We start from the raw sequence: 19,233 nt of genomic DNA, 5'->3' as shown, positions 1-19,233 counted from the left end.
CGATTCGCTAGTTTGAAAAGTGGCGAATCGAAGACTCGCAGATGGATGTAGACCGATGTTGCGACGTGTGAAGCTGATGAACCCGTTCGAAATCGTCCAGGACCGGATCAGTCAAGACCGGATCCCCCAGGACCGGCCGCCGCCGATCGAGCGGAAGGTGACTAGCCGTGCCGCCCGTTCCACGCCGGTCTGCGCCGCCTGCGGTTCCGACGACATCATCTGCCACGCCACGGCGCAATGGAGCAACGAAGCGCAGGAATGGCAGCTCGCCAACACCTTCAACCAGCCGGCGCACTGCAACACCTGCCAGCACGACGGCAATCTGGTGTGGCTGACGCTGAACTAGGGCGCGGCAACTCCGGCGGCAAAAGCTTCGGGATCGCCACGGATACTCTCTTGAACCCTCATGGTGAGGAGGCGCGTAGCGCCGTCTCGAACCACGAGGCCCCGCTAGTGCCATTCATCCTTCGAGACGCCTGCTTCGCAGGCTCCTCAGGATGAGGTCTGGCACGGTCATCAGCGGCATCAAATCACCGCATACACCTCCAGCAAATTCCCATCGGGATCCCTGAAGAACAGCGTGCGATGGCCGAACGGCTGGTTGGTGGGCGGTTCGAGCAAATCGATGCCGTGCCGCACCAGCTCGTCGGCGCAGTGATCTACATCATCAGCGCCAACCTTGAAAGCGAGCTGCAGCGAAGCGCTCCCCGTCGGCGTCGGCGCATCCTTCGCCGTCCGGCTCGGCCGCGCCAGCGCGAGCGTGTTGCCGCCGATCTGGTACTCGATCCAGCCCGCCGACAATTCGCGCGTCAGGGATAAGCGGAGCACGCCTTCATAGAAGCGGCGCATCGCCGCCATGTCGCGCACGAAGATGACGGTGTAGTCGACGGCGCGGATGGACTGGAAGGGTGATGGGGTCGGTGTGTTCTGATCGGCCATGATGGCGTTCACTTTCGGCAGGCAGCGCGTAGCCCGCATGAGCGCCGCGATATGCGGGAAAAGTGGTTGATGAAAGTCCCGGATCGCTACGCTCATTCGGGCTACGGCTTATCAATCGTTAATTGTATCCAGAATAGGCTGCCCTATCATTGGAGAACAGAGTGTTCGATCATGGACTCGCTTGAAGGCGTTTTGCGTCTTGCCGGTTGGATACTCGGCTGGCTGTTTGGTTGGCCGCTTGGCCTCTTTCGCCGCTGGCTGGATCGTCAACCGCACCGTGATCCTTCACAGATATCGTCGCTAGAGAGATTTGGACGGCTGGCGCTTGGCGTTTCCTTGACGTTGTGCATTCTGCTGCCGCTAGGTTGGCTGATCTTCAAGTGAGCACAAACAGTAACCCGTGTGAGCGCTGCGACATGCTGCGATAGATAGAACCCCGGATATCGCTCCGCTCATCCGAACTTTCTGTTGCTCTTGCGATTCAAGCTGCGCCCCACACCCGCTCCTCCGTCCACCCGAGCTCCGCGAATTCCGCCGCCCGCAACGGCGCCTCACCCACCGAGAAAAACTCGTCGAGCTGCGGCGGGCTCACCGACGTGCTTGAGAGCATCACGTGGGCCTGGCCGCGATGGTGCACCTGATGCTGAAACAGATGCAGGAGCAATCGATCCATCCGCTCGCGCTGGATGGAGGTGCCGCGATGCACCGATACGATGCGCTGCAAGCCTGCGCCGTCGAGCGCTTCGACGACGTTGAGCAAGCGTCGATCAACCGCGGCCTGCGCTTCTTTCAGCACGGCAACCGTTGCACAGGGTTCGTCATCCGCGAAGGCGGCCGGGCCGAGCGTGCCGCCTTCCATCGCGTCGACGTAGAAATGGTCGATGATCAGGATGTGATTGAGGGTGGCGCGCAGGCTCGGAAAGAAGCCGGTTCGTTTTGCGGTGAACTCATCCTGCGACAGCCCGAGACAGGCGGTGAGGAGGCGGTGGTTTGCCCAGGCGTTGTTGTACGCCATGGTGCGGTAGGGAAGCACATCACTCATTTGCGTTGCCGGGTCTGCGCAAATCTGTAGGGCGGATTAGCGACAGCGTAATCCGCCGTTGTTGCAGCAATTGATGGGTTTCGCTGCGCTCTACCCATCCTACGAATCCCGCTCCTTACTCCGCCGCTTGCTGCGTCGGGGCTTCCAGCACCTCCAGCACCTTCGGCGGCGACATCGGCAGGGCGTAGAAGCGTTTGCCGAGCGCGTTGTAGATCGCATTCGCCACCGCGGCCGTCACCGGCACCAGCGGCACTTCGCCGACGCCCTTGACGCCTTGCGGGTGTTTCGGGTTCGGGATCTCGACCATGATGCAGTCGATCATCGGCAGGTCCGAGCAAACAGGCATGCGATAGTCGAGGAAGCCGGGGTTATCGACCTTGCCTTCCCGCGTGTAGATGTATTCCTCGTTCAGCGCCCAGCCGATGCCCTGCGCGACGCCGCCCTGGAGCTGACCCTCGACATAGCCGGGGTGGATGGCGCGGCCGACATCCTGCACGGCGGTGTAGCGGATGACACGCGCGATGCCGAGATCGACATCGACCTCGACGTCGCAGACATGCGTGCCGAAACCGCCGTCGGCACCCTGCGTGTTGAGCTGCACGCCGGCGCCAATGGGTCCGCCCATCGCGGGCGCCTTCTCGGCGAGCTGCTCCAGCGTCAGCGGCTCGAACTGGCCGGCGTTCGGGCTCACCGGATGCGCCGCGCCGTTCTCCCACTTCACCGCTTCGGGATCGATCTCCCAGATTTTTGCCGCGCGCTCGCGCAGCGTCTGGATGATCTTTTCGGTCGACTGCGTCACCACCATCGAGGAAGCGAACAGCACGCGGCTGCCGCCGGTCAGGTTGGAGAAGCCCACCGTCTGCGTGTCGCCGATGATGACGGAGACGCGGCGGTAGTCGATGCCAAGGAGTTCGGCGCAGATGTTGGCGATGCCCGCGCGCGATCCGCCGATATCAGGATGCCCAGTCGTGACGACGACGTTGCCATCCTCGGTGATGTTGACCTGCGCGGAGGATTCACCGCCGGCGTTGAACCAGAAGCCGCTAGCCACGCCCCTACCCCTCAGCTTGCCGTGTCCGTCGCCGAGCGGCGCGGCATAATGCGGCGAGCTTTTAGCTGCTTCCACCGTCTCGATATAGCCGATGCGCGGAAACACTGGACCGTGCGCGGCTTTGGTACCTTCCTTCGCGGCGTTCTTCAGGCGGAAGTCGAGCGGGTCCATCTTTAGCGCTTCTGCGACTTCGTCCATCACGCATTCCACCGCATAGGCGCCGATCGGCGCGCCCGGCGCGCGATAGGCCGCGACCTTCGAGCGGTTGGAGCAGACGTCAAAGCCTTCGGAGAGCAGGTTCGGGATGTCGTAGGGCGTGAAGCTGCAGCCGGCAGCGCCGCGGATCGGCGAACCCGGGAAGGCGCCGGCCTGCAGATAGAACGTGCCGTGCGCGGCGACGATCTTGCCATCTTTCGTCGCGCCGATCTTCACCGTGCTCTTCGAACCCGAGGTGGGGCCGGTCGCGCGCATCACTTCCTCGCGCGTCATCACCATCTTCACCGGGCGGCCGGATTTTTTTGCAAGCAAGGTCGCGAGCGGTTCGAGATAGACGATGGTCTTGCCGCCAAAGCCGCCGCCGATCTCGGCGGGGATGGCGCGGATGTCGCTCTGCGGGATGCCGGTGAGATAGGCCGTCATCGCGCGCACCATGAACTGGCCCTGGCTCGAGCTCCAGATCGTGGTCTTGCCGTCGGGGGCGACCGAGATCAGGCAGGCATGCGGCTCGATATAGCCCTGGTGAACGGGACGCGTGGTGAAGGTGTGCTCGATGACGATGTCGGCCTTCTTGAAGCCTTCTGATATGTCGCCCTTCTTGTGCTCGAGGCGGCCGACGATGTTGGAAGGCTTGCCGTCGAACTTGTTGAACTCGTGCAGGATGGGCGCGTCGGGCTTGATCGCATCATCGATCTCGATCGACCACGGCAGCACCTCGTAATCGACCTCGATCAGCTTGCAGGCTTCGGCTGCGATCGCTTCGGTGGTCGCGGCCACGGCAGCTATGGGGTGACCAGGGAACAGCGCCTTGTCGCGCGCCATCACGTTGCGGCACATCCAGCGCATGTCCTGGATGCCCAGCATGACAGCGCCTTTCTCGATCGGGAAATCGACGATGTCGCGCGAGGTGACGACGGCTTTTACGCCCGGCAGTTTTTCCGCCTTCGAGGTGTCGATCGACCGGATGCGCGCATGCGGATGCGGGCTGCGCAAAACCTTGCCCCAGATCATGCCGGGCATCGTGGTGTCGGCGGCGAACTGGGCGCGGCCGGTGACCTTGTCCATGCCGTCAGGGCGAATGGTGCGCTGGCCGATCCATTTGTTGTTGGTGACGAGGTTCATTGGGCTGTCTCCCGCAAATTATTGCGCGCGCATTTCGGCGGCAGTTTCCATCACCGCGCGGACGATCTTGTCATAGCCGGTGCACCGGCAGAGATTGCCGGCGAGCCAGAAGCGGACTTCCTCCTCGCTCGGCTCCGGATTTTTCCGGAGCAGCGCGTCGGAGGCGACCAGCATGCCCGAGGTGCAGATGCCGCATTGCAGGGCTGCCATCTCGAGAAACTTCTGCTGCAGGGGATGGAGCTTGTCGCCCTGCGCCATGCCCTCGATCGTCTTGATCTCGTGGTCTTGCGCTTCGACGGCGAGCATCAGGCAGGAGCAGATCAGGCGATCGTCGAGCGTGATCGAGCAGGCGCCGCAATCGCCGGAGGCGCAGCCTTCCTTGGAGCCGGTTAAGGCAAGCGGCCCGCGCAGTGCGTCCAGCATGGTGTCATCAGGCTCGCAGAGAAATTCCATCGGCTCGCCGTTGATGGTGGTCGTGACGTGAACTTTGGCCATGAAAACTATTTCCCGATTCAGTTCTTCTGGGTCGCGCGTTGGGCGGCGATCGCAACGGTGCGCTTGAGCAGCACGCCGGCCACCCTGGTGCGGTAGGCGATGGTGCCGCGCTTGTCGTCGATCGGACGACAGGCGGCGGAGCACGCGGCGGCGGCCTTTGCCAGTGCGGCGTCGTCGAGCTTTGAGCCGATCAGCGCCTTGGCGGCGTCTTCGACCAGCAGCACCGTCGGCGCGACGGCGCCAAGACCGACGCGGGCGGCGGTGACGGTGCCGTCCTTCACGGTGAGGCTGACGCCGACGCCGACCACGGCGATATCCATTTCGGTGCGCGGGATCATGCGCAAGTACGCATCGCTCGAGCCGGGCGGACGCGGCGGCAAGGTGAAGCTGACGAGGATCTCGCCGGGTTTTAGGTTGGTGCGGCCGGGACCGGCGGGAACGTCTTCCACCTTCATCTCGCGGCGGCCGTCCGGGCCCTGCACGGTGACGATGGCGCCGGCCGCGACCATCGCGGGCACGCTGTCGCCGGCGGGCGAGCCGTTGCAGAGATTGCCGCCGGCAGACGCCCGGCCCTGCACCTGCTTGGAGCCGATCAGATTGACGGCTTCGAGCACGCCGGGCCAGACCCTGCCGAAATTCTTGTGTTCCGCGAGCGCCATGCCGGAGACCGCGGCGCCGATGCGAAAGCCGCCATCGGCGGTCTGTTCGATCGCGGTCATCTCGGGGATCTTCTTGATGTCGACGATCACGCCGGGCTTCAGCAGGCCGGATCGCATCTGCACCAGAAGATCGGTGCCGCCGGCCAGGATGCGCGCGGCGCTGCCGGCTTTCGCAAATGCGCCGACCGCTTCGTCAAGCGTGCCAGGCGCCAGATATCGGAGTTCCGTCATGGTCTTCCCGCCATCTCCCTTTTGTCTGCCCGCCCCATATGGACGATGGGCTTATGCCGCCCCCGCAGTGCGGCCAAGCCTACACGGCAGGAGGCGGTTGGAACAGCCTGCGAGATCAGGTTCATACGGCAGGCTCCTATGCGCGTGGCGGGGGCTTGCGCGGCCAATTGCTCCGAGGCGCGCCGGAAATCCCGCTCTATCCGCCGTCATTGCGAGCGCAGCGAAGCAATCCACGCCTCGGCACGGGGATAGATGGATTGCTTCGCTGCGCTCGCAATGACGGAGCTTAGGCCGTTGGCTAATCCGCCCCGCCGGTCTAAAACTCGCCTTTCGGATTCACGATTGCGGGGACATTGATGCCGTCTTTCCGATTCTTCATTGCTGCCACGGCGTCCCTGACACTTTCATCACTCGCCATCGCCCAACCAGCCCCCGCACCGGCCCGGCCGGCCGCGGTGGCGCCGAGACCAGCTGTCGCGCCGCTACCGGGTCAGCAGCCACCGGCTGCCGCTCCGCGCGCGCCGCGTGGGGCGGCCTGTCACAACGGCATGTCGTTCGACCGATTCCTCGCCGACCTCAAACAGCAAGCGCTGGCCGAAGGCGTCTCGCAGCGCGCGCTTGCCGAAGCCGCCTCGTACCTCGTCTACGACCAAAGCATCGTCAACCGCGACCGCGGCCAGCGCGTATTCGGCCAGGTGTTCACCGAATTCGCACGAAACAGGGCGTCCGACGGCGCGGCAAAAAATGCGCAGGCGAGAATCCGCAATCATGCGGCGGCGTTCGCGCGCGCGGAAAAGGAATATGGCGTGCCGCCAGCGGTGATCGCCGCGTTCTGGGGGCTGGAGAGCAGTTTTGGCGCCGAGCTAGGCAAGCTGCATACGCTGCCGTCGCTGGTGTCGCTGGCCTATGACTGCCGCCGCTCGGAGATGTTCCAGAAGGAAACCATCGCCGCGCTGAAGATCATCGACCGCGGCGATCTCACGCCGTCCGAGATGATCGGCTCATGGGCCGGCGAGCTCGGCCAGGCGCAATTTTTGCCGACGCATTATTTCAACTATGCGGTGGACTATGACGGCGACGGCCACCGCGACATGCTGCGCAGCGCGCCCGACGTGATCGGCTCGACCGCGAACTACATCGCCAACGGATTGAAATGGCGGCGCGGCGAGCCTTGGCTGCAGGAAGTGCGCGCGCCGGCGAATTTCCCGTGGGATCAGGCCGACCTGACCATCAAACTGTCGCGCGCAAAGTTCGCGCAGCTCGGCGTCACCTATCCCGACGGTAGGCCGCTGCCGAACGACGACATGCCGGCCTCGCTGCTGCTGCCGATGGGCCGCACCGGGCCTGCGTTCCTGGCCTATGCGAATTTTGCCGCCTACACCGAGTGGAATAACTCGCTGATCTATTCGACCACCGCGGCCTATCTCGCCAGCCGCATCGCCGGCGCCCCGCCGATGCGGCCGCCGTCAGCACCGGTGGCGCAACTGCCGCTCAATGAGCTCAAGGAGCTGCAACAGCTTCTGGTGCGCGCGGGCTTCAATGTCGGCAAGGTCGACGGCGTGATGGGGCAGCTCAGCCGCACGGCTGTCAAGACGATGCAGGTGAAGTATGGCCTGCCGGCGGATTCCTGGCCGACGGCGGAATTGCTGGCGCGGATGCGCGGACCCGGCGTGCAGGCGCAGCCCGCCGGCCTGGTGATGCCGCCGGCGCGGTAGCGCCACTGTCATTCCCCGCGAAAGCGGGGAATCCAGTACAGCGCGCCGTTGGTTTCTTCGCAACACGAACGCCGCGGCGTACTGGATCGCCCGCCTTCGCGGGCGATGACACCGAGGGAATAATCGAACGCTATTATCACGTCGCAAGCGTTGTATTTTCCCTGCCGCTCCCCATGTCGGAAAGCGCCTCGTTATCACGAGGCCTCATTCCACATCATGAAAAGAGCATCACATGTCTTTCCACGACGCAACCGTGCCCGCCTTCCTGCAGATTCTCGGCAGCCTTTCCGGCCTGCTCGCGAAAGCGGAAGCGCATTGCAAGGCGAAGAACATCCAGCCCGACGTGCTGCTCAATGCGCGGCTTTACCCCGACATGTATCCGCTGACGCGGCAGGTGCAGACCGTCTGCGACTTCGCGGGCAAAACCTGCGCGCGGCTCACCGGCAGCGAGGTGCCGTCCACGCCCGACACGGAAAAGAGCTTTGAGGAATTGCAGCAGCGGATCGCCAAGACAATCGACTATGTAAAATCGTTCAAGCCGGCGCAGTTCGAGGGCGGCGACACGCGCGAAGTGACCTTTCCCATCGGCCCGAGCAACACGATGACGATGAAGGGCCAGCAATATCTCGTCAATTTTGCGTTTCCGAATTTCTATTTTCATGCCGCCACCGCCCACGGCATTTTGCGCCACAACGGCGTGGAGATCGGCAAGCGGGATTTTCTCGGGGTGAGGTAACCGACGGGCCGTAGGGTGGGCAAAGCGAAGCGTGCCCACCATTTGTCGCGACGTGCCGGATGGTGGGCACGGCTCTTCGCGCCTTTGCCCACCCTACGGACCCTACCGCATCGTAATCGCCAAGCCGCTCAGATCTGCGTTCGCCATCAGTCCGACCTGGTGCCCGGTCAATTCGAGCACCGCGCCCTTCTGGTTGGTCAGCACGATCGCGCGTGCGCCGCGGCCCACCGCGAGGCCCGCGCCGGCCGCGCCGTAGACGCCGGCGACGTCGGAGGGGCGATAGATGTTGCTGACGCGGCCGCGCAGCACCGTCTTCGAGCCGCCGAACACGAAGCCGTAGTCGAGCCCACCGGTCGAAAGCGGGTAGCGCCGTCCGTGGAAATTCAGCACGCCGCTGCCGCCGGAGCCGCCGATCACCCAGCCCGCCTTGTAGATAGTAAGCTGCACGAAACCTTCGTCGGCACGCGCGGCGGAGGACAGCGTAACGCCCGCAACGGCCGCAAGCGCGAGCACGGCGGCACGAAGGGCGGATGGCATCTTCATCGATATTTTCTCCAAGGAAAATTGGCGGGGGAAATTGGCAAACCAGCGCGCGGCGCCGTTTGAGTCGTGACAGGCCGATTGTACCTTATCGGCCGGAGGGGAAAAGCGTATTGATGGCCCGCGTGGCCAGCGCATGATGACGGGCATGACACAATTTCATCAAAATATGGCCGAGATGCCGATCTGGCAAACGTGCAAGCGAACGAAAATTATCGCGCCTGTGAACTGCATTACGTTCGCCGCGATCGGATTGCGCTAGTACTCGCCCGGCGATCTCCTCCGGCGCTCGAGTGGCGATCGTACCGGCATCATGCTTTCCAATCTATCGGCGGGTCGTAGGCGCCGCGCCGCTGCCTTTCCAGCGAGGCAGCGGCGCGTTAGGCTTGGGGCAACGAACCGCTCACGAAGGTGTCCCATGCCCCCGATCCAGCACTTCGCTCCGCCCGCCGGCATCAAGTCCCCGCCGCTCTCGTTCGCCACGCGCACCGGCGATCTGCTGTTCGTCTCGGGCATTCCGGGGTTCGACGACAAGGGCGCGCTGGCGGACGGTTTCGAGGCGCAGTTCGGCTTCGTCGTCGCCAACATCAAGCGCATACTGGACGAGGCCGGCGCGACGTTCCGCGATCTCGTCAAGGTCAACGTGCTGCTGACCCGCGCATCCGACGTCGCCACGATGAACGTGCTCTACGCGTCGGCGTTCGGGCCTGCCCCCTACCCTGCCCGCACCACCTGCGTGGTGCAGGCGCTGCCCGACCCGAAGATGCTGATCGAGATCGAATGCGTGGCGCAGCTTCAGAAGGCGTAGGGCGGATTAGCGACAGCGTAATCCGCCGATCTCGCTCATCGGTGGGTTACGGCTTCCTCCTTCGCTCTCGGAGCTACGGCGGACAGGTCGCCTAACCCACCCTACAGGACATCTCACGGCTTCGGCATCGTTTCCTTCAGCGTATCGCTGACGAAATTGGCGGCATGGCGATAGGCGGCATCGTTGTCGCCGCGGAACGTCACCGTTCGCCGCATCAAGAGTTTCTCGGCTTCGAGGTCGAGCAACTGAACTTCGCCCCATTGCACCAGCGTGCTCATCTTGCGGATGCCGCCATAGACCACGAGGCGCGCGCCGGCCTTGCGCGCGGCGGCGATGAAAATATCCTGCGACATGCTGGTGGCGGTGCAGGGACGATCGGGACATTCGATCGACACCACGCGATAATCGCCCTGGGCCGCGAGATTATCGCGCAGCAACGCGGCAAACGATGCCACGCGGGCGCGATGCTCCGCGCTCTGGTCCGCGACCTCTCCGGAGGCGTCGAAATAATCGAAATCCGCCACCGCCACCGCGAGCGGCGCGGCGGCCGGCGATCCGCCCGATGGAAACGACACTGCGGCAAGCGTGCACAGCATGGTCAGCACGGCGCTTGCGCGGCGGCGCAGGCCGAACCCGCGCCATCGGGTTGCTGTTTGCATCATGCTGTCTCCTTACCGCGACGTCGACATCGCCCCGCTGCCGCCGGGAGCAAATTGTAACCGACATGTGTAGGGTGGGCAAAGGCGCGCAGCGCCGTGCCCACCTTTCTTATGTCTTCGCGATGGTGGGCACGCTGTCGCTTTGCCCACCCTACGAAATCGTCCCTCTTCTATCTTGTACAAGCGGGCGCGCTTGCTATCCTCTGGCAAAATCAAGCAAGAGGAAACGCGCCATGCCCCTTCTCCAGAATCATATCGCAGTCGTCACCGGCGCAGGTTCCGGCATCGGTCGCGCCATTGCGATCGGCTATGCCCGCGAGGGCGCACAGGTCGTGCTGCTCGACAGAGAGGAGAAAGCGGCGGCCGAGGCCGCGCGGGAAATTCGTGACGCCGGCGGCAAGGCCGAAAGTTACGCGCTCGATGTCGCCAACCGCGAAAATTGCGTCGCGATGGCGAAGCAGGTCGCCGACAAGGTTGGCCAGGTCTCGATCCTCGTCAACAATGCCGGCATCGTCCGCCGCAACGGCATGCTGGGCGCCGCGGACGCCGTGATCAGCGATTGGGAAGATATCATCGCAATCAACCTCACCGGCGTCTTCAACGTGACGCATGCCTTCCTCGCGCCCTTGCGCGCCAGCAAGGGGCGCATCGTCAACATCGGCTCGATCCAGTCCTTCGTACATGTGCGCACGCCGAGCTCACCGGCCTACACCGCCTCCAAGCACGGCGTGCTCGGCTTCACCAAGGCGCTGGCCGCCGAACTTGGCAAGGAAGGCGTCCGCGTCAACGCGATCGGTCCGGGCTTCATCGCAACGCCGCTGAACGCCAGCGCCCGCGCCAACAATCCGGATCTGGTGAAGACGTTCATGGATCACACGCCGCTCGGCCGCGCCGGGACCGCAGAGGACATCGTCGGCCCCGCCATCTTCCTCGCCTCGGATCTCTCGGCCTACGTCTCCGGATCGATCGTGATGGTCGACGGCGGCTACCGGGCTGTGTGATGCGGTCGCCACTCACTCCACTCGTCATACGCGGGCTTGACCCGCGTATCCATCCCGCTTTGCAAGACTCCTTGCGAAGAGGATGGATTGCCGGGTCAAGCCTGCTACCTCACTGCCGATCGCTGTAACGGAGCGCCTCATGTCCAACGCCCCGCATTTCGACATCGACGTCCCCTCCTTCTGGGCCGATCCCTATCCTGCGCTTGCGAAGATGCGGAAGGAGGCGCCGATTGCGTTCGTGCCGCAGCTCGGCTCGACCGTGTTCACCCGGCGCGACGACATCTTCACCCAGGAGAAGCGCATCGACGTGTTCTCCTCGCACCAGCCCGCCGGGCTGATGAATGTGCTGATGGGCCACAACATGATGCGCAAGGATGGCGAAGCGCACATGACGGAGCGGCAGGCGATGTTTCCTGCCGTTTCGCCGCGCACGGTGCGCGACACCTGGGTCCGGCAATTTCAGGCCCACGCCGATCGCATTCTCGACGAGCTGGCGCCAAAGGGATCTGCAGATCTCTGCAAGGCGTTCGCGCTGCCGCTGTCTGCCGAATGCCTCAAGGACGTCACCGGACTGACCAACATGCGCTACCAGGACATGGACGCGTGGTCGCAGGCGATGATCGACGGCATCGCCAATTACACCGGCAACAAGGAGGTCGAGGCGCGCTGCCATGCCGCCACCGCGGGGATCGATGCCGCCATCGACGACATGATCCCTGTGGTGAAGAAGCAGCCGAACACCTCGATCCTCAGCGTGCTGCTCGCCGCCGGCCAGAACATGGAAAGCATCCGCGCCAACATCAAGCTCGCGATCTCGGGCGGGCAGAACGAGCCGCGCGATGCGATATCAGGCGCGACTTGGGCGCTATTGACGCATCCAGAGCAGCTCGCGCTGGTGCGCGAGGGCAAGGCGAAGTGGATCGACGTGTTCGAGGAATATGCACGCTGGATCGCGCCGATCCAGATGTCGCCGCGGCGCGTCGCCAAGCCGTGGACTTATCGCGGCGTCGACTTCGAGCCTGAGGACCGCGTGTTCTTCATGTTCGGCTCAGCCAATCGCGACGAGGCCTCCTTCAGCGATCCGGATCGTTTCGACATCACCCGCGACACCCAGAAGAGCATCGCCTTCGGCGCCGGGCCGCATTATTGCGCCGGTGCGTTCGCCTCCCGCGCCATGGTGGCCGACGTCGCGCTGCCGAGTGCATTCGCGCGACTGAATGGCCTGCGGCTGGACGAGCGCGAACCGGTGCGGATCGGCGGCTGGGCGTTTCGCGGCCTGCTCAATCTGCCGGTGAAGTGGGAGGCGGGTTGACCGTTGAATCCATTTTCGGCGCAAAAGGCGTTGCTGACGGCGCAACTACATTAGCGCGGGCTCGCATGCGAAAGCCCGGCACAATGTGCCGGGCGAACGCAAATATACGCTTGGTGAGAAAGCCGCATTTTGACCAATGATTCGCCATGGTCCAGTCCGGGCAAATACCGTCAGGCTTTCTGACGAAACATATTTCCGCCGGCTTGCAGGATCGATGAGCGCCGGAAGATGCGCTCGCCGTCGTGACGCGACGAGGATTGCAAGATTGCGATTCTTTAGGCCGGGCCGTTGCATCGTTCCTAAGTAGCGATCAGGCCGACCGTTGCTTCGTTATCTCTTTGAGCGCGCTATGTGCGACAGCCCTCAATCCGCCCAAGGTGGCGTTTCCCCTCTTCGCACTGAGCTTCAATTTCCGTGCGATGTAGCGGCGGCGTTCGTGGTCGCCGCCGTTAGGGAAGACGCGGCAGGTCTCTTCTAGAACGAAGCTCATGTTTGCAATCGTCCGATCATCCAGTTTGGTCATGGCACTACCTCTCCGGGCGCCTGCGCTAAACCAGCATCCTCTACGAGCGACAAGGACAGTTTTGATCATACCAAATTCGGGAAAAAGTGGAATGAAAACTGGAATCGCTGCGCTGGGCAGCACTCGAATCGCTCGAACACTGGTCCGAAGATGTGCCTTCGGACATAGCGGCTGAAATCCAGCTACGCTGCGATATAGACGGTGTGCCGGTGCCAGGGCATTTGACTGACTTCACGCAAATCCATCCATCCCGTGCGTCAGTTGACCCTTCGGCTGGTTTAACTGGCAGCAATCAATGAAGGCGTCACTGCCTCACCGCGCCTCGCGGCCACCGCCTTGATCGCCGTTCAGCGGAAGCAGGCGCATGTGCTGAAACACCCAGCGCATGGCGAGGTACCAGAGGTAGCCTCCGATGGTCCCGCAAACGGCAAGAAGAATGATGTAGGCGGGATGATACTCGCCGCTCCACCACAGCATCCCGCCGATCCAGAAGATGGTGAAGAAAATTGCGCCGAGCTTCAATCGCCTGGCCTGATCCATGACAGTGCTCCGGTGGCTGACATCCGATGCCATCATGGACGCCACTGCCTCGCCGGCACCGTGAGGCGCATCACGACCAGCTTAGATCTTCGCCTCGCACTATTGGTCCTCTATTCCGGCGACGCTTGGGTCAATTCTCTTCGCCGCGGCGATATCGGCGGTGCCGCCGGCCTTGTCGCCCTTCCTTTGCTTGGCGACGCCACGCAGATGGAGGGCCATCGCGCTATTGGGATTGAGTCTGATCGCCTCGCTGTAGTCGGCGATGGCGCGTTCGTTGTCGCCCTTGTCGCCCCAGGCGTTGCCGCGGTTAAGGTAGAAGAAGGCGACGTTCGGGTTAAGGCGGATCGCCTCGCTATAGTCAGCGATGGCGCGATTTTTGTCGCCTTTGTCCTTCCACTCGATGCCGCGGTTGTTGAAGGCGACGGCGTAATTCGGGTTGAGGCGGATCGCCTCGCTGTAGTCGGCGATGGCGCGATCTTTGTCGCCTGTGTCGCTCCAGGCGGCGGCGCGGTTGTAGACGGCGTAGGCATCTTTCGGGTTGAGGCGGATCGCCTCGTTGAGGTCGGCGATGGCGTGGTCGGTGTCGCCCTTGAGCTTCCAGGTGGCGCCGCGGTTGGAGAACCCGTCCGGGTCGTTCGGTGTGAGGCGGATCACCGCGCTGAAGTCGACGATGGCCCGGTCGTTGTCGCCCTTGGCCAGCCAAGCGGCGCCGCGGTTGTTGTAGGAGTCAGCGTAATCAGGGTCGAGGCGGATCGCCTCGTTGAAGTCGGCAATAGCGCGATCGTAATCGCGCTTGGCTTGCCAGGAGTTGGCGCGGCTGTAGAAGGCCAGGGCGTAGTTCGGATCGAGACTTATGGCCTCGCTGTAGCTGACGATGGCTCGGTCCACGTCGCCCTTGGCGTGATACTCAAACGCTCGATCGTAATGCAGCTTTGCAAGGTCATGCCCTTGGTATGCGCCCGACGCGATCGCCCGCGTACACGCCGCGATCGCCTCGTCGCCGGACGCCTGCTCGCACGTCTGCGGATCACCAGCTGCCGCGTGCGCGGCAGATAGCGTGTGGGCTGCTATCGATGCGGTACTGGCGATCAAGACCGCACCGAACAGCAGCAGGATGGAGCGCGACAGGCGAGGGGCATTTCGGCGCATGGGCTATCCGCACTTTGCTCGACAGGAACCGGAGGACGTTCGATCGATTGGTCGGTATCGTAGCTCAAAAGGTTCGAACCTCGGCTTCTGAACCGGCCTGGCGAGTACCCATTGGAGGTAATGCGGATGTCCGGCAGCTGTCGGGCCCAATGTCCGAGTTGGGGTCATTCCGTCGCTTTGACAGTACTAATCACTTCCGGACTGCCCCGGTTAACGGACATCTTCAGAACCGGTCGGCATGTCTCAAACGTGCCCCAACAGCAGTCATGGCACGCATCCCGAGTTGGAAGCGACGGTCGCAGAGGAGAGCGCCACCGATGTTGCGTGAGCGCGGTGATAGCCCCTCAAAATGAAGCTCGAAGTGAACTGAGGCGGGAGGTTCGGTCGCCATACGTTGACCGGGTCACAAAAGGAAAGGCGTTGACCAATTTCGCCGCCGGCAATCCGGGCCGTCAGCGTGAGAGCTGTGGTCCGCCGGGAGGCGGCGGGCGAAGCACCGACGATGACTGTACGGCCGATGATTGCGCCTTGGGTTGCGGAGGTTTGGGCTGCGGGATGGAGGCCGCCTGCTGCGCCGGGGCCGGGGTCGGAGGCGTGGATGATATCTTCTGTCTGATGTCCTCCTCGATAGCCCGTAGTGCCGCAATGTTCTGAGCCATCTGTTCTTGCTTGGCAGCGAGTTGTTCTACGCTGCGCCGCACGACATCGAGATTGGACGTCAGCGGCGCAAGCTGCTGCATCGGGTCAGCGGAAGTTGCAGCGACGACTGGCGACTTCATCGTCGAAACGGATAACACCCAGGCCAGCGCCGGAGCCTGGGCTACGAGCATCTCCTTTGCTGCATCGCCGTAGGACTGCCAGCCAAGCGTGGCGCTGACACCGATGAGAACCGCAATGGAGAACCGGGTAAGGGAGCGGAGTATTCGCCTGCCAATCGACGGCCGGCCGCTCGCCGGCGGCCCCTCCCCGAAGCGGTAGTGATGGGGAGGATCGATCGACGGCTTCATGCGCCGTCTACCAATGCGCTGACCGGATCGGGCGTCCGGATCGCGCGCAAGCCCGCCGGACGAAGGTTCTTCGGCTGTCAGTGGTGGGCTTTGCGAGTATAACATTGGTACCTCCACCGACGGTTCTTCCAAATTCTTGAGGGAAGAGGCGATCCTGGTTTGGCGGAAGGGAGGCAGGAGCACAGCAGACCTAGGGCGTTTGTGAGATCCTCGCACGATAAGAGAATCGGACTTGTTTGAGATCGATCAAGCGTCAACCGTTAGGCGGGCGCCTCTAGCCGAACCTCGCCCGCGAGCGCTCCCTCGCCTTCTCGGCCTCGACCTCGCGATCGCGCGGCGGCGAATTGGTCTGCAGCGAGGCCAGCAAGCGCCGCGCGCTGTCGGAAACTTCGGAAACCGCGCGGTTGAACGCCTCGGCATTCGCCTGCGACGGCGAATTGAAGCCAGAGAGTTTTCGTACGAATTGCAGCGCGGAAGCGTGGATCTCCGCATGCGTCGCGGGGGGATCGAAATTGAACAGGGTCTTGATGTTGCGGCACATGGTTTTCTCCTTTGCTCCGGCTGCAATCACAGGACGAACGGCCGGTGCAAAATCCGACAGCATGGCCTATTCTGTCATGGATCGCGCGGCGCGTTCACCCCTGCCGGCACCTGCGAACAGCGAGTTCCCGATGGCTCATGTGACCTACAAGATCGTCGAGCATGACGGCGGCTGGGCCTACACCGTCAACGGCGTGTTCTCCGAGCCGTTTCCGAGCCGCGCCGCGGCGCTGGCAGCCGCCCGGCGCGCGGCGGCCGAGCAGCGGGTGCCGGGCCGCACGGAGGTGATCGAGTACGAAACCGAGGATGGCCGATGGCGCTCCGAAACCGCCGCCGGCAACGACCGGCCGGAAACCGAAGTGGAGGGATAGATCATCGTCGCCGATCTGGTGACGGAAATAGCCGGTGTGATAAGGTTCCCCGCAAGCGGCGCACAAGACAGCCGCGGCCCTTGGGGAGACCATCATGAATCTGTTGCGCGCAGCCTTGTCGGCAGCCTTCGCCTTGACCTCCATTACGGCCTTCGCGGCCGATTATCCCGCACCTAGGCAGGGCGACTGGATCGCCAAGGATTTCAAATTCCACACCGGCGAGACGATGGGCGAACTGCGGCTGCACTACACCACCATCGGCGAGCCCACCGGACAGCCCGTGCTGGTGTTGCACGGCTCGGGCGGCTCGGCCGCCAGCATGCTGACGGCCGGCTTCGGCGGCGAATTGTTCGGCCCCGGCCAGCCACTTGACGCGACGAAGTACTACATCATCATTCCGGATAGTGTCGGCCACGGCAAATCGTCAAAGCCCTCCGACGGCATGAAGACCGCGTTTCCGAAATACAATTACGAGGACATGGTCGACGCGCAGTATCGCCTGGTTACGGAAGGGCTCGGCATAAAACGTCTGCGGCTCGTCATCGGCAATTCGATGGGCGGCATGCATACCTGGATCTGGGGCGGCAAGTATCCGAAATTCATGGACGCGCTGGTGCCGATGGCGTCGCAGCCGACCGAGATGGCGGCGCGCAACTGGATGCTGCGGCGGATGATGCTGGAGACCATCAAGAACGATCCCGACTACATCAGCGGCAATTACATCACCCAGCCGCGCATGATGAAATACGCCATCAACGCCTATGGCATCGCGACCGCTGGCGGCACGCTGGCCTATCAGGCGCAGGCGCCGACGGCGGCGCAGGCCGACAAGATGGTCGATGACCGGCTGGCGACCGCAATCACCGCCGATGCCAACGACTTCATCTACCAGTGGGAAGCCTCGCACGATTACAATCCGGCTCCATCGCTTGAGAAGATCGAGGCTACGCTGCTGCTGATCAATGCCGCCGACGACGAACGCAATCCGCCGGAAACCGGCGTCACCGATGCCGCGATGAAACGCGTCAAGAACGGCCGTCTCTTCCTGATCCCTGCCTCGAGCGAGACGCGGGGCCACCTCACGACCGGCAATGCGAAGTTCTACAAGAAGCAGGTGGAAGAACTGTTGCAGACCGCCCCGCGGCGGGCGATGTGAACCGAAGGCCAACACAAGCGACTCGAAGAAGCCCTGATTTCGCGCCGCATCAAATTTGCATCGCGCACATCGCTCATTATTTGAGCGTGCATCCACAGGCCGGCTCCGCTTGAATTGTCCTGAGATTTGCGAATCGTGGGTGGCATGCTCGCGAGGAACAAGACAAACGCAGCGGAGGAATCGGATGCGAAGGCTCGCGCCATTCGGCTTGCTCGTCTGCCTTTCGATGTCGGCCGGCGCAGCACTCGCCGTCGACAGGGGCCAGTTCGATCACGTGCCGCCTGATATCCGCGCCTGGTTCAAAAGCGTGATCGCGCCGAACGGCGTGCCCTGCTGCGATGTTTCCGACGGCCATCGCACCAGCTACGATGTTCGCGGCGGCGTCTATTGGGTTCCGATCGAGGGCCATTGGATGCAGGTGCCCGAGCGCGCGGTCATTCGCGACCAGGGCAACCCGATCGGCGAGGCCGTGGTGTGGTACGTGCATCACCGCGGCAGCATCATCATTAGCTGCTTCGTGCCGGCGGATGCCGTCTGACCATAACAGACGTCATTGCGAGCCAACGGGTCGCGCGAATGCGCGCCCGATGACAGGCTCCGCGAAGCAATCCATTTATCCCCGCGCGGAGAGGTGGATTGCTTCGCTGTCGCTCGCAATGACGGAGATACTCGCAATGACGGAGATAAAAGCCTTCCAACCCGGGGATGACGCAAAACTTGCGGGATGATAATCTCCGGCGCAATCGAAAGGAGCCGCCCTTGTCCGATCTTGCCCCGAGCGACCTCGCCACGATCTATCCCGCTCCCTCGCCTCGCGTGATCGCCAAGGCGCGGCCGGAGATCGACGCCCACGCGAAGAAATTCATCGGCATGTCGCCGTTCTGCGTGCTGGCCACCTCGGGCTCGGACGGCAGCGTCGATGCATCGCCGCGCGGCGGCAATCCCGGCTTCGTCCATGTCGGCGGACCGAACCTGCGGCCGGATCGCTCGGGCAACAACCGCATCGACAGTTTTCGCAACATCGTCGAGGGAAGCGGCTTCGTGCAGTTGATCTTCTTCGTGCCCGGGATCGACGAGACGCTGCGCGTCGGCGGCAAGGGCAGTGTCTCGGTGGATCCGGAGCTGATGGCGTCGATGGTGGAGTTCGGCAAGCCGCCGCGCGCGGTGCTGCGCATCGACGTGAGGGAAGCCTATTTCCACTGTGGCAAGGCGCTGATGCGCTCGAAGCTGTGGGCGGGCGAGCGGGTCGAGCGTTCGGTGATGCCGAGCATCGGCGAAGTGATCCACGACCAGACCGGCCTCGGCGAGCGCGAGAGCCAGGAAGTGATTTACGAGCGCTACAAGACGCAGTTGTAGGAAGATTGTCTCGGCGGGATCGGCCCACCCTCCCCTGGAGGGGGAGGGTCGACGCGCGTGTAACG

General features: G+C 63.3%; 23 protein-coding genes. 11 read left to right on the top strand and 12 right to left on the bottom strand.

Annotated features, from left to right (window positions below):
- Positions 1-55: 55 nt before the first annotated feature.
- Positions 56-346, top strand: coding sequence for a hypothetical protein (locus tag GWE18_RS22420; protein WP_275187879.1), 291 nt, complete (start codon positions 56-58; stop codon positions 344-346).
- A 179-nt stretch (positions 347-525) separates the two neighbouring features.
- On the opposite strand, the gene GWE18_RS22415 is transcribed toward GWE18_RS22420, so the two are convergent.
- Complete coding sequence (locus GWE18_RS22415) at positions 526-939, bottom strand: VOC family protein (RefSeq protein WP_275187878.1); 414 nt, start codon at positions 937-939, stop codon at positions 526-528.
- 171 nt (positions 940-1,110) lie between these two features.
- On the opposite strand from GWE18_RS22415, the gene GWE18_RS22410 reads away from it, so the two are divergent.
- Positions 1,111-1,323, top strand: a complete 213-nt coding sequence (locus tag GWE18_RS22410) for a hypothetical protein (protein WP_275187877.1) — start codon at positions 1,111-1,113, stop codon at positions 1,321-1,323.
- A 97-nt stretch (positions 1,324-1,420) separates the two neighbouring features.
- Here GWE18_RS22410 and GWE18_RS22405 read toward each other — a convergent pair whose 3' ends face one another.
- The 4 genes from GWE18_RS22405 to GWE18_RS22390 all read right to left on the bottom strand — a co-directional run bounded on the left by GWE18_RS22405 (position 1,421) and on the right by GWE18_RS22390 (position 5,755).
- Positions 1,421-1,981: a DinB family protein gene (locus GWE18_RS22405; RefSeq protein ID WP_275187876.1), complete on the bottom strand. Its 561-nt coding sequence runs from the start codon at positions 1,979-1,981 to the stop codon at positions 1,421-1,423.
- A gap of 115 nt (positions 1,982-2,096) precedes the next feature.
- Positions 2,097-4,370 (bottom strand): xanthine dehydrogenase family protein molybdopterin-binding subunit, encoded by a 2,274-nt coding sequence (locus GWE18_RS22400; RefSeq protein ID WP_275187875.1) that lies wholly within the window; start codon positions 4,368-4,370, stop codon positions 2,097-2,099.
- 18 nt (positions 4,371-4,388) lie between these two features.
- Positions 4,389-4,865 carry a (2Fe-2S)-binding protein gene (locus GWE18_RS22395; protein WP_275187874.1) on the bottom strand — a complete coding sequence of 159 codons (477 nt, stop codon included), beginning with the start codon at positions 4,863-4,865 and terminating at the stop codon, positions 4,389-4,391.
- 17 nt (positions 4,866-4,882) lie between these two features.
- Entirely contained in the window at positions 4,883-5,755 is an 873-nt protein-coding gene (locus tag GWE18_RS22390) for a xanthine dehydrogenase family protein subunit M (protein ID WP_275187873.1), read from the bottom strand.
- 356 nt (positions 5,756-6,111) lie between these two features.
- Here GWE18_RS22390 and GWE18_RS22385 point away from each other — a divergent pair, with 356 nt between their 5' ends.
- On the top strand, positions 6,112-7,470 hold the full coding sequence (locus GWE18_RS22385) for a lytic murein transglycosylase (protein WP_275187872.1): 1,359 nt from the start codon (positions 6,112-6,114) through the stop codon (positions 7,468-7,470).
- A gap of 232 nt (positions 7,471-7,702) precedes the next feature.
- A complete protein-coding gene (locus tag GWE18_RS22380) occupies positions 7,703-8,206 on the top strand; it encodes a DUF1993 domain-containing protein (RefSeq protein WP_275187871.1) in 504 nt (167 codons plus the stop codon).
- Positions 8,207-8,308: 102 nt separating this feature from the next.
- Here GWE18_RS22380 and GWE18_RS22375 read toward each other — a convergent pair whose 3' ends face one another.
- A complete protein-coding gene (locus GWE18_RS22375; RefSeq protein WP_057854415.1) occupies positions 8,309-8,749 on the bottom strand; it encodes a hypothetical protein in 441 nt (146 codons plus the stop codon).
- 415 nt (positions 8,750-9,164) lie between these two features.
- Here GWE18_RS22375 and GWE18_RS22370 point away from each other — a divergent pair, with 415 nt between their 5' ends.
- Complete coding sequence (locus GWE18_RS22370) at positions 9,165-9,554, top strand: RidA family protein (protein ID WP_275187870.1); 390 nt, start codon at positions 9,165-9,167, stop codon at positions 9,552-9,554.
- A gap of 113 nt (positions 9,555-9,667) precedes the next feature.
- Here the strand turns inward: GWE18_RS22370 and GWE18_RS22365 are convergent, their stop codons facing one another.
- Positions 9,668-10,216 carry a DUF2380 domain-containing protein gene (locus GWE18_RS22365; RefSeq protein WP_275187869.1) on the bottom strand — a complete coding sequence of 183 codons (549 nt, stop codon included), beginning with the start codon at positions 10,214-10,216 and terminating at the stop codon, positions 9,668-9,670.
- A gap of 230 nt (positions 10,217-10,446) precedes the next feature.
- Here GWE18_RS22365 and GWE18_RS22360 point away from each other — a divergent pair, with 230 nt between their 5' ends.
- Positions 10,447-11,214, top strand: a complete 768-nt coding sequence (locus tag GWE18_RS22360; RefSeq protein ID WP_275187868.1) for an SDR family oxidoreductase — start codon at positions 10,447-10,449, stop codon at positions 11,212-11,214.
- 139 nt (positions 11,215-11,353) lie between these two features.
- Positions 11,354-12,526, top strand: a complete 1,173-nt coding sequence (locus tag GWE18_RS22355) for a cytochrome P450 (protein WP_275187867.1) — start codon at positions 11,354-11,356, stop codon at positions 12,524-12,526.
- A gap of 310 nt (positions 12,527-12,836) precedes the next feature.
- Here GWE18_RS22355 and GWE18_RS22350 read toward each other — a convergent pair whose 3' ends face one another.
- The 5 genes from GWE18_RS22350 to GWE18_RS22330 form a co-directional block, all read right to left on the bottom strand.
- Positions 12,837-13,049, bottom strand: coding sequence for a hypothetical protein (locus GWE18_RS22350; RefSeq protein ID WP_275187866.1), 213 nt, complete (start codon positions 13,047-13,049; stop codon positions 12,837-12,839).
- 312 nt (positions 13,050-13,361) lie between these two features.
- A complete protein-coding gene (locus GWE18_RS22345; RefSeq protein ID WP_275187865.1) occupies positions 13,362-13,589 on the bottom strand; it encodes a hypothetical protein in 228 nt (75 codons plus the stop codon).
- A 99-nt stretch (positions 13,590-13,688) separates the two neighbouring features.
- Positions 13,689-14,738, bottom strand: a complete 1,050-nt coding sequence (locus GWE18_RS22340; RefSeq protein ID WP_275187864.1) for a tetratricopeptide repeat protein — start codon at positions 14,736-14,738, stop codon at positions 13,689-13,691.
- A 452-nt stretch (positions 14,739-15,190) separates the two neighbouring features.
- Complete coding sequence (locus GWE18_RS22335) at positions 15,191-15,745, bottom strand: hypothetical protein (protein ID WP_275187863.1); 555 nt, start codon at positions 15,743-15,745, stop codon at positions 15,191-15,193.
- A gap of 274 nt (positions 15,746-16,019) precedes the next feature.
- Positions 16,020-16,286 carry a DUF2277 domain-containing protein gene (locus GWE18_RS22330; protein ID WP_275187862.1) on the bottom strand — a complete coding sequence of 89 codons (267 nt, stop codon included), beginning with the start codon at positions 16,284-16,286 and terminating at the stop codon, positions 16,020-16,022.
- Between the two features lie 130 nt (positions 16,287-16,416).
- Here GWE18_RS22330 and GWE18_RS22325 point away from each other — a divergent pair, with 130 nt between their 5' ends.
- The 4 genes from GWE18_RS22325 (at position 16,417) to GWE18_RS22310 (ending at position 19,168) form a co-directional block, all read left to right on the top strand.
- A complete protein-coding gene (locus GWE18_RS22325; RefSeq protein WP_275187861.1) occupies positions 16,417-16,656 on the top strand; it encodes a DUF2188 domain-containing protein in 240 nt (79 codons plus the stop codon).
- A gap of 94 nt (positions 16,657-16,750) precedes the next feature.
- Positions 16,751-17,812, top strand: a complete 1,062-nt coding sequence (locus GWE18_RS22320; RefSeq protein ID WP_275187860.1) for an alpha/beta fold hydrolase — start codon at positions 16,751-16,753, stop codon at positions 17,810-17,812.
- Between the two features lie 184 nt (positions 17,813-17,996).
- Entirely contained in the window at positions 17,997-18,350 is a 354-nt protein-coding gene (locus GWE18_RS22315; protein ID WP_275187859.1) for a hypothetical protein, read from the top strand.
- Between the two features lie 221 nt (positions 18,351-18,571).
- Positions 18,572-19,168, top strand: a complete 597-nt coding sequence (locus GWE18_RS22310) for an MSMEG_1061 family FMN-dependent PPOX-type flavoprotein (RefSeq protein ID WP_275187858.1) — start codon at positions 18,572-18,574, stop codon at positions 19,166-19,168.
- The last annotated feature ends 65 nt before the right edge of the window (positions 19,169-19,233 follow it).

It is taken from the genome of Bradyrhizobium sp. CSA112 (genome assembly GCF_029051645.1).
In the GTDB taxonomy this organism is placed as follows: domain Bacteria; phylum Pseudomonadota; class Alphaproteobacteria; order Rhizobiales; family Xanthobacteraceae; genus Bradyrhizobium.
Note: the sequence above shows the minus strand (reverse complement) of the source record. Positions and strands in the feature narration are given on the sequence as shown.